This window comes from Allomuricauda sp. CP2A (assembly GCF_001683915.1).
Classification (GTDB): Bacteria; Bacteroidota; Bacteroidia; order Flavobacteriales; family Flavobacteriaceae; genus Flagellimonas.
Window position 1 is genome coordinate 1 of the sequence record NZ_LXTT01000123.1, and the last position, 7296, is coordinate 7296.

The 7296-nt window shown below is 39.5% G+C and carries 7 protein-coding genes; all 7 read left to right on the plus strand.

Annotated features, from left to right (window positions below; translation table 11 throughout):
* Positions 1-234: 234 nt before the first annotated feature.
* Positions 235-1605 (plus strand): aspartate aminotransferase family protein, encoded by a 1371-nt coding sequence (locus A7D14_RS14345; RefSeq protein ID WP_067036018.1) that lies wholly within the window; start codon positions 235-237, stop codon positions 1603-1605.
* Complete coding sequence (locus A7D14_RS14350) at positions 1602-2432, plus strand: class I fructose-bisphosphate aldolase (protein ID WP_067036020.1); 831 nt, start codon at positions 1602-1604, stop codon at positions 2430-2432. Before A7D14_RS14345 ends, A7D14_RS14350 begins: the two co-directional genes overlap by 4 nt.
* Positions 2433-2466: 34 nt before the next feature.
* A complete protein-coding gene (locus tag A7D14_RS14355) occupies positions 2467-3747 on the plus strand; it encodes a xylulokinase (RefSeq protein WP_255307468.1) in 1281 nt (426 codons plus the stop codon).
* Positions 3722-4663 (plus strand): hypothetical protein, encoded by a 942-nt coding sequence (locus A7D14_RS14360; protein ID WP_067036027.1) that lies wholly within the window; start codon positions 3722-3724, stop codon positions 4661-4663. Before A7D14_RS14355 ends, A7D14_RS14360 begins: the two co-directional genes overlap by 26 nt.
* Positions 4663-5676: an amidohydrolase family protein gene (locus A7D14_RS14365; RefSeq protein ID WP_067036030.1), complete on the plus strand. Its 1014-nt coding sequence runs from the start codon at positions 4663-4665 to the stop codon at positions 5674-5676. The genes A7D14_RS14360 and A7D14_RS14365 overlap by 1 nt, the downstream gene beginning before the upstream one ends.
* Positions 5673-6986 carry a neutral/alkaline non-lysosomal ceramidase N-terminal domain-containing protein gene (locus A7D14_RS14370; protein WP_067036033.1) on the plus strand — a complete coding sequence of 438 codons (1314 nt, stop codon included), beginning with the start codon at positions 5673-5675 and terminating at the stop codon, positions 6984-6986. Before A7D14_RS14365 ends, A7D14_RS14370 begins: the two co-directional genes overlap by 4 nt.
* 3 nt (positions 6987-6989) lie before the next feature.
* A partial coding sequence (locus A7D14_RS19870) for a sodium:solute symporter family transporter (RefSeq protein ID WP_409552693.1) occupies positions 6990-7296 on the plus strand: 307 nt, incomplete at its 3' end.

The following is a 7296-nucleotide window of genomic DNA, read 5'->3' on the forward strand; positions in this document are numbered from 1 at the left end:
TGTTCATGGTCTTGTGAAGCTTGTGTTGTGTGCAATGCACGAATTTCATGAGACCTTTTTTCACAGACATAGTTGACCAATGGAATATGGTCAGCTTGAGCGAGGTTGAGCCTGATGTACCTTGATGGTCTGAGAAATACGAAAAGAAAAGTGGCTGGATGGCGGAGAAGATTTAAAGCTGGGCAGATGTCACAATTGATAATGAATAAAAGTGTCATATTTAATAAATTAAGAATGAGTAAAGATTGGTGGAAAAAAGAAGTGGAGGGTATACCTCAAATTATTACTGAACTGCCCGGTTCAAAATCTAGAAAAATGCATGCGAATACAAGTAAATATGTGCGTGGTCTTTCTTCACAGGTGAAACAATTTCCTGTTGCATTCCAAAAAGGCTATGGGATTACCTTGACAGATGTTGACAATAACAGATATCTTGATTTCTCATCGGGCATTTATGTTGCCTCGCTTGGTCATAGTCACCCGAAGGTATCTGAAGCGGTGTCAAAATGGGCAAATAGATTGATGAACTGTCATGATTTTGCCACGCCAGTCAAGGAAAAACTGCTTGAAAAGATGGCGGATGTGTTGCCAAAAGGTCTAAACTCCATTCAGTTCTATAGTGATGGCAGTACGGCTGTAGAAGCAGGTATTAGGGCGGCCAGGGCTATTGGAAACCGGTATGAATTTATTTCTTGCTTTCGAGATTTCCATGGTAAGACAATGGGGGCCGTTAATTTAGCCCAAATGATCAGAGGTGATGTGTTCAGTTATGGTCCAGCTCGATCATCAGGTTTTTATATGGTGCCCCGGCCTGACCCGTATCGTCCTGTTTTTAAAACAGCTGACGGAGCAATAGATACGGATGCATATATAGACTTCTACAGACAATTTATTCAAGAAGCTACTGTTGGAAACGTTGCTGCATTTGTATTGGAACCCGCGCAGGGGTGGGGTGGGTCCATTTTTCCGCCCGAGGATTTTTTCCCAAAACTGCAAAAATTGTGCGTTGAAAAGGGAATTTTGTTTTATGCCGATGAAGTCCTGACAGGTATGGGAAGGACGGGCGAATGGTTGTGCATGAATCATTGGGATGTGGTACCGGACATCGTTACCTTGGGCAAATCATTTGGCAATGGGTTTCCGGTTACTGCAATGGTAGTCAAAGAGGAGTATGCTGATGCCTTGGATCGAATTTCGGCCTCATCAAGCTATGGGGGCAATCCTATGGCCTGTGCCGCGGCATTGGCTTCAATTGAGGTCATTGAAGAAGAGCAGATTTTGGAAAACGTAAGGGAGGTTGGCGCCCACTTTATGCAAAGAATGGAAAAGATGAAACAAGATCACCCTATTATCGGAGACGTAAAGGGGAAAGGATTTTTACTTGGAATAGAATTGGTCAAGGACAAAGTTACAAAAGAGCCATTTCCAGAGGCAGGAAAACTGGTGTACCAAAAAGCTTTTTCAAAGGGACTTGCCTGGATTCCTGCCGGTCACATACTTAGAATGTCCCCTCCACTCATTATGGATAAGAAGCATGCCGATATGGGGTTGGATATTATAGAAGAATCAATTGCTGAAGTTGAAAAAAAGTTTGGTTACAGATGAAAAAGTATCGTTTAAATAGGATGTTCAATAAGGAATCCAACCGTTGTCTCAATGTGGCCATCGATCATGGTTTTTTTAATGAAATTGGATTTTTGAAAAGTATTGAAAACCTGCAATCGGCTGTTGAAACGGTTGCAGTGGCTGGACCTGACTGCATCCAATTGACCGCTGGTCAATCCCATTATTTACAGTCATTGCCAGGGAAAGGTAAACCCTCTTTGGTGATGCGGACTGATATAGCCAATGTCTACGGGAAAGAATTGCCAAGCCACTTGTTCAGCAGAATGATTGATGACCCAATAACACAAGCTATAAATCAGGATGCAAGCTGTGTGGTGGTAAACCTCTTTCAGATACCCGGACAACCTATTGTGACGGACCACTGCATTCAAAATATATTGAAGATCAAGCCACTTTGTGACACTTATTCAATGCCCCTCATGATAGAGCCCCTCGTTTTCCAACCGAATGAAAAAGCTGGCGGTTATATGGTTGATGGAAATCTGGACAAGATACTTCCATTGGTACGTCAAGCGGTGGAATTGGGCGCAGATATAATCAAGGCAGATCCAACTGATAATGTTGGGGAGTACAATAAAGTGGTTGAGATTGCCGGAAAGATCCCTGTGATGGTAAGGGGCGGTGGGAAAGTATCCGATTTGGAAATACTCAATAGAACAAAGGCAATGATAGAGCAAGGTGTATCGGGCATCGTTTATGGAAGGAATATTATACAGCATAAGAACCCAGCTGCCATTACAAAAGCTCTTATGGGAATTGTCCATTACGATTTCTCAATAGATCAAGCATTGGAATTATTAAATTAATGGCGCAGTATTGAAAAGGGATGTTTTCATAGTATTGGATTTAGGCACCAGCAGTATTAAATGTGGATGCCTCACTTCGAATGAACAAATTTTGACCAAGAAGCAGGAAAAATTTCCCTTGGTCCGAAATGGGAATTCATATGAAATCGATGTTGATTTATTTTTTAATACCGTTGAAAGTGTGGTTCTGCAATGCCTTTCAGAAAAAGTTGTTCAAGATAGGAGAATTGCTGCTCTTTTGATCACCGGTCAGGCCAATACATTTGTTCCGGTAGACAACGATTTTAAACCATTGTGCAATGGTGTCGTTTGGTTGGATAATCGCGCAGATCAAGAAGCTGATTTTTTAAAGGGGCAATTTCCCGATTATTCAAAATATGCTGGTTTTAGACAGCCACTTGCGGGAATGTTCGCATCGAAACTATTATGGTTAAAGAAAAATGAACCTGAAGTTTTTCAAAACGCCAAATTTTTCCCCTTGATCAATGAATATCTGGCTTATCGCCTCACGAATCAATTTTTTTCTGACATCACAAGTTTTGGAATGACAGGGATGTATGATTTTAGAAAAAATGATATCAATGATCAATTATTACGGATTCTTGGGCTTACCAAATATAATTTTCCAAAAATAGAGCAAGTTTCAAAAAGAGGTGCGTTGATAACAAGGAAAATAGCAAACGACTGGCATATATTCCATAGATCCCCTGTTTACTTATGTGGAAATGATCAATGTACTTCAGCATCGGGTTCTGGCCTAAATATTCCTGGTGATGTTACGATAAACTTTGGTACGGCACTGGTAATATTCTCAATTACCGAGGAATATCCTGAAAATTTGGAATTGAATCAAATTGCAGGAAAATACCCGGTATCCAATTATTATTTTGTGTTGAACTATGAACCTGATTTCGGAATCATAATAAAGTATCTTAAGGAAAAATTATTTGAAGAGGATTCATACGATCAACTGTTTCAAACCTATATGGATAACCCAGGGATTGAAGAAAGAATTCCCCATGTCTCCATGTGTGATCTTGATTTGATGGCTATTGATAGACCCAATCAGTTTTGTGCCGGCATTCTAAAATATTATGTGAACAGTTTAAAAAGGTGTGTGGCTGATATAGAGAAAAAAATGAATATTAATACTGTTTTTTTGTCTGGTGCCATTTCAGAATCCAAAGTGCTAAAACGAATTATAGATAAGGAAATAAAACATAAGGTAATCATCAATAACCAAGAATTTGCTGGATTAGTCGGTGCATTGAAAATATATTTATCAGAAAATGAAAAATCAAAAATTTACTTATGACCCTTCAAAACATGTCCCATTTAGGGATAAAAAGGTTCTTGAAAGGGTAAGGAGCATCAAGCGGGAAAATATAGAGGATCATAAAAATCCAAATTTTAAGATACAGGTTGTACCTGATGACGATATGGGTATTATTATGTTATTTGATGTTTTCCATCGAATTAAAACTGCATCCGATGCCAATGAGCCTCTTGTATTGATTATGCCAAACCCTTGGCCTCATTATAGAATGCTTGCACACATGCTCAATAAATTCAAAGTGGATTGCAGTAAGCTATATACGTTCAATATGGATGAGTATGCCGACCAAGATGGCAATATTGCTCCCGAAAGTTGGGAATACGGTTTTGGTTATGCCTTTAAAAAGTATTTTTATCATAATTTGGATAAAGCACTCCGCCCTCCTGAAAGCCAAATACACACATTCACAAATAAGAATGTCAATGATTATGGGAAGATGATCTCCGATTTGGGGGAGGCTGATATGGTATACAGTGGACCAGGTTGGACAGGCCATTTGGCATTTATTGAGCCAGATGCACCGGAATTCGAAGCTGGTTCCATGGAGGAATGGATGGAATTGGATTCCCGAATTGTTACACTCAGTCCTTTTACATTGGCGCAAAATTCCCTTCATGGTAGTTTTGGGATGAGCGGTGATTTAGCGATGGTTCCCCCGAAAGCGGCCACCATTGGACCTGCCCAGGTGGTAAGGGCTAAAAATAGGATGCAATTTTGCGGAATCACAGTGCACGGGACAACCACTTCATGGCAACGACTAATTACCCGACTGGTTTTACATGGGGAACCAACACCATTGGTTCCAGAATCGGTTCATCAACTTTTACGGACGGATTCCTATATCTCGGAAACTATAGCAGCCAATATTAAACCAGATTTTGAAAAGGGATACTAATGAAGACCGAAAACTTAAAGAATATTTTGTATAAGAAAAAGGCCATTATTGATGTGCATGCACATATTGGCATATCTCCCAAATTCTATTTTCAGTATGGATACCCTTATGCACTTTCTGTTGAAGACCTCATTATCCGTATGGATCTTCTTGGGATAGATTATTCTGTCGCCTTTCCTTTTGTTGATTCGGCATACTATGTGAATGACATCGATTCTCCAAAAATTGAAACAACTACCCAATATTGTAATTTTCCCTTTGAACTGGAAAATAGGAATCTGGTGAATGAGGTCAATGAAATATTTCCGGAATATACAGACAAGATACTTCCTTTTTTAATGTTCGATCCTTCAAGGGATGCCGAGAAGCAGGCAATTTTCATGGAAGAGATTTCAGATAGATACCATATTTACGGAATCAAGACCGCCACTACGTACATTCAGGCCTTTGTAAATGATTTGGAGACCGTTGGCAGGCCAATTCTTGAGTTTGTGCGTAAAAAGAACATTCCAATCATATTCCATTCCTCTGTACATCCTGAAGACCCTTGGGCCTCGGCGATAGATATAGTGAACTTGGCGGAGAGGAATCCAGATATTCGTATTTGCATCGCCCATTCTGCTCGATTCATGGAACCGGTTTTGAAAAAAGCAGACAGGTTGGACAATTGTTTTGTGGATTTTTCGGCATTTGTGATCCATTGTAAACTCGCAGTGCAAAACTCACCAAGTATAGCAACTGAAAACTTACGGTTTAGAGCAAATTACAACGATCCTATTTCTGTGATGACCAAAATGGCGGAAACATACCCGAACACGATGATATGGGGAAGCGACACGCCCTTTAATTATTGGATTCAAAAATATTATATGGGAAATGGGGAATTGACGGAAAATCGGTTGGATTGCCACTATAGGGAGGAGGCAGACATATTACATGGATTGCCCGAACCAATAAAGAATAAGATTGCCTATGAGAATAACCTACGATTTTTATTTGGTGCATTGAAATGAAAAAACTACTAGCAGGTGCTGCGATAATTGATATAACACCAAGGAAACCAATGTTTTTGCATGGTTATCCACATGTGGAAAGGGACAGTGAGGGTATCAACGATCCCCTGTATGCTTCTGCATTGATAATAGATGATGGTGAGAATCAAATTGGATTTTGTGCTGTTGATGTCATTTTTGTATCTAAAGAAATTACAAAAGAGATAAGGGAGCGTGTAGAGAAATCAATAGATATAAAGGGAGAAAATCTGATGGTATCAGCTTCCCACACACATTCTGGCCCTGTTACGGTCGCCGATGCTTTTTATGATCCAATTGTACCTGAACCAGATCCTGAATATATTTCATATTTGATTTCTAAAATCACACAAGTTTTTATAGAAGCATATCATGATAAACGTAGGAGCAAAATAGCTATTACGTCGGCCGATAGTACTGGTGTTGGTGGAAATCGGCATGATAAATTGGGTCCCGTTGATTCGGAGGTGCCCGTTATCGTTGTGAGAGATTTTGATCAAGGGCATATTTTCGCTCTGTCCATTATCCATTGCATGCATCCCACGGTTTTACATGAAGACTCCAAGTTGATTTCTGCGGATTTTCCTGGATATACCAGAAAGTTCATCAGTGACAATTTAGGTGAAGATGTAGTTTTACTATATCAAACAGGTCCTTCCGGTAACCAATCCCCAAGACATTTCATTGACTCAAATTCATTGTCAGAAGCTAGACGACTGGGTTTTTTGTTGGGAAAAAGAATTACCGAAAATATTTTGAGGTTAAATGAGCGGGACTATCAGGAATGGCTCAGCCTTAAGGTACAGAAGACTTTTTTGGATTTGCCGAGAAAGAGGTTTATGTCCTTGGAAGACGCAAAGGAAAAGGTGGCTATTGTGAAAACCAAATTAGATTTAATGAGACTTTATGAAAAGCAGGAAACTGAAATTAGGACCGTTGAATGTGATTGGTTCGGGGCCGAAGAGAATTTGAAACTTACCAAAATGTCAATCAATGGAGGGCTTGAGAAAGTTTATGAGACCATTTTGCCAATAGAAATAAGTAGTGTGGCCCTGGGCGATGTGCATTTTATATTCCTACCAGGAGAGTTATTTGTGGAATATTCATTGAAAATCAAAAGCATATTACCAGGAAATGTATATGTGAGCACTCTTTCCAATGGCGTATTGGCGGGCTATATAGTTACTCAAGAGGCGGAAAAGAAAGGCGTATATGAAGCCTTCAATAGTATTTTTTCTTGGGAATCTGGTGAGTTGATTGTTGAAACAGTCCATAAAATGCTGCAAAATTAGATTGTGGCCATTTATCAAAACAAATTATTAGGAATTATGACGATTACCTCTTTAGACTGGGCCATAATAGTTGGATATGCACTTGCTATGCTATTTGTGGGATTTTATTATTCTAAAAAGAATAAAAATTCTGAAGATTATATGTTGGGGGGCAGAAATATGTCACCATGGAAGGTAGGGCTTTCTTTATTTGCTACCATGTTCAGTGCTGTATCCTATCTTTCAATGCCTGGGGAAATGATCAAATATGGACCAATGATATGGTCTTCACTTTTTGCACTGCCCATCATATACTTCATTGTAGCCCATT

Coding starts and splice junctions, on each gene's coding strand:
- A7D14_RS14345 (WP_067036018.1), top strand. CDS start 235: ATGAGTAAAGATTGGTGGAAAAAAGAAGTGGAGGGTATACCTCAAATT.
- A7D14_RS14350 (WP_067036020.1), top strand. CDS start 1,602: ATGAAAAAGTATCGTTTAAATAGGATGTTCAATAAGGAATCCAACCGT.
- A7D14_RS14360 (WP_067036027.1), top strand. CDS start 3,722: ATGAAAAATCAAAAATTTACTTATGACCCTTCAAAACATGTCCCATTT.
- A7D14_RS14365 (WP_067036030.1), top strand. CDS start 4,663: ATGAAGACCGAAAACTTAAAGAATATTTTGTATAAGAAAAAGGCCATT.
- A7D14_RS14370 (WP_067036033.1), top strand. CDS start 5,673: ATGAAAAAACTACTAGCAGGTGCTGCGATAATTGATATAACACCAAGG.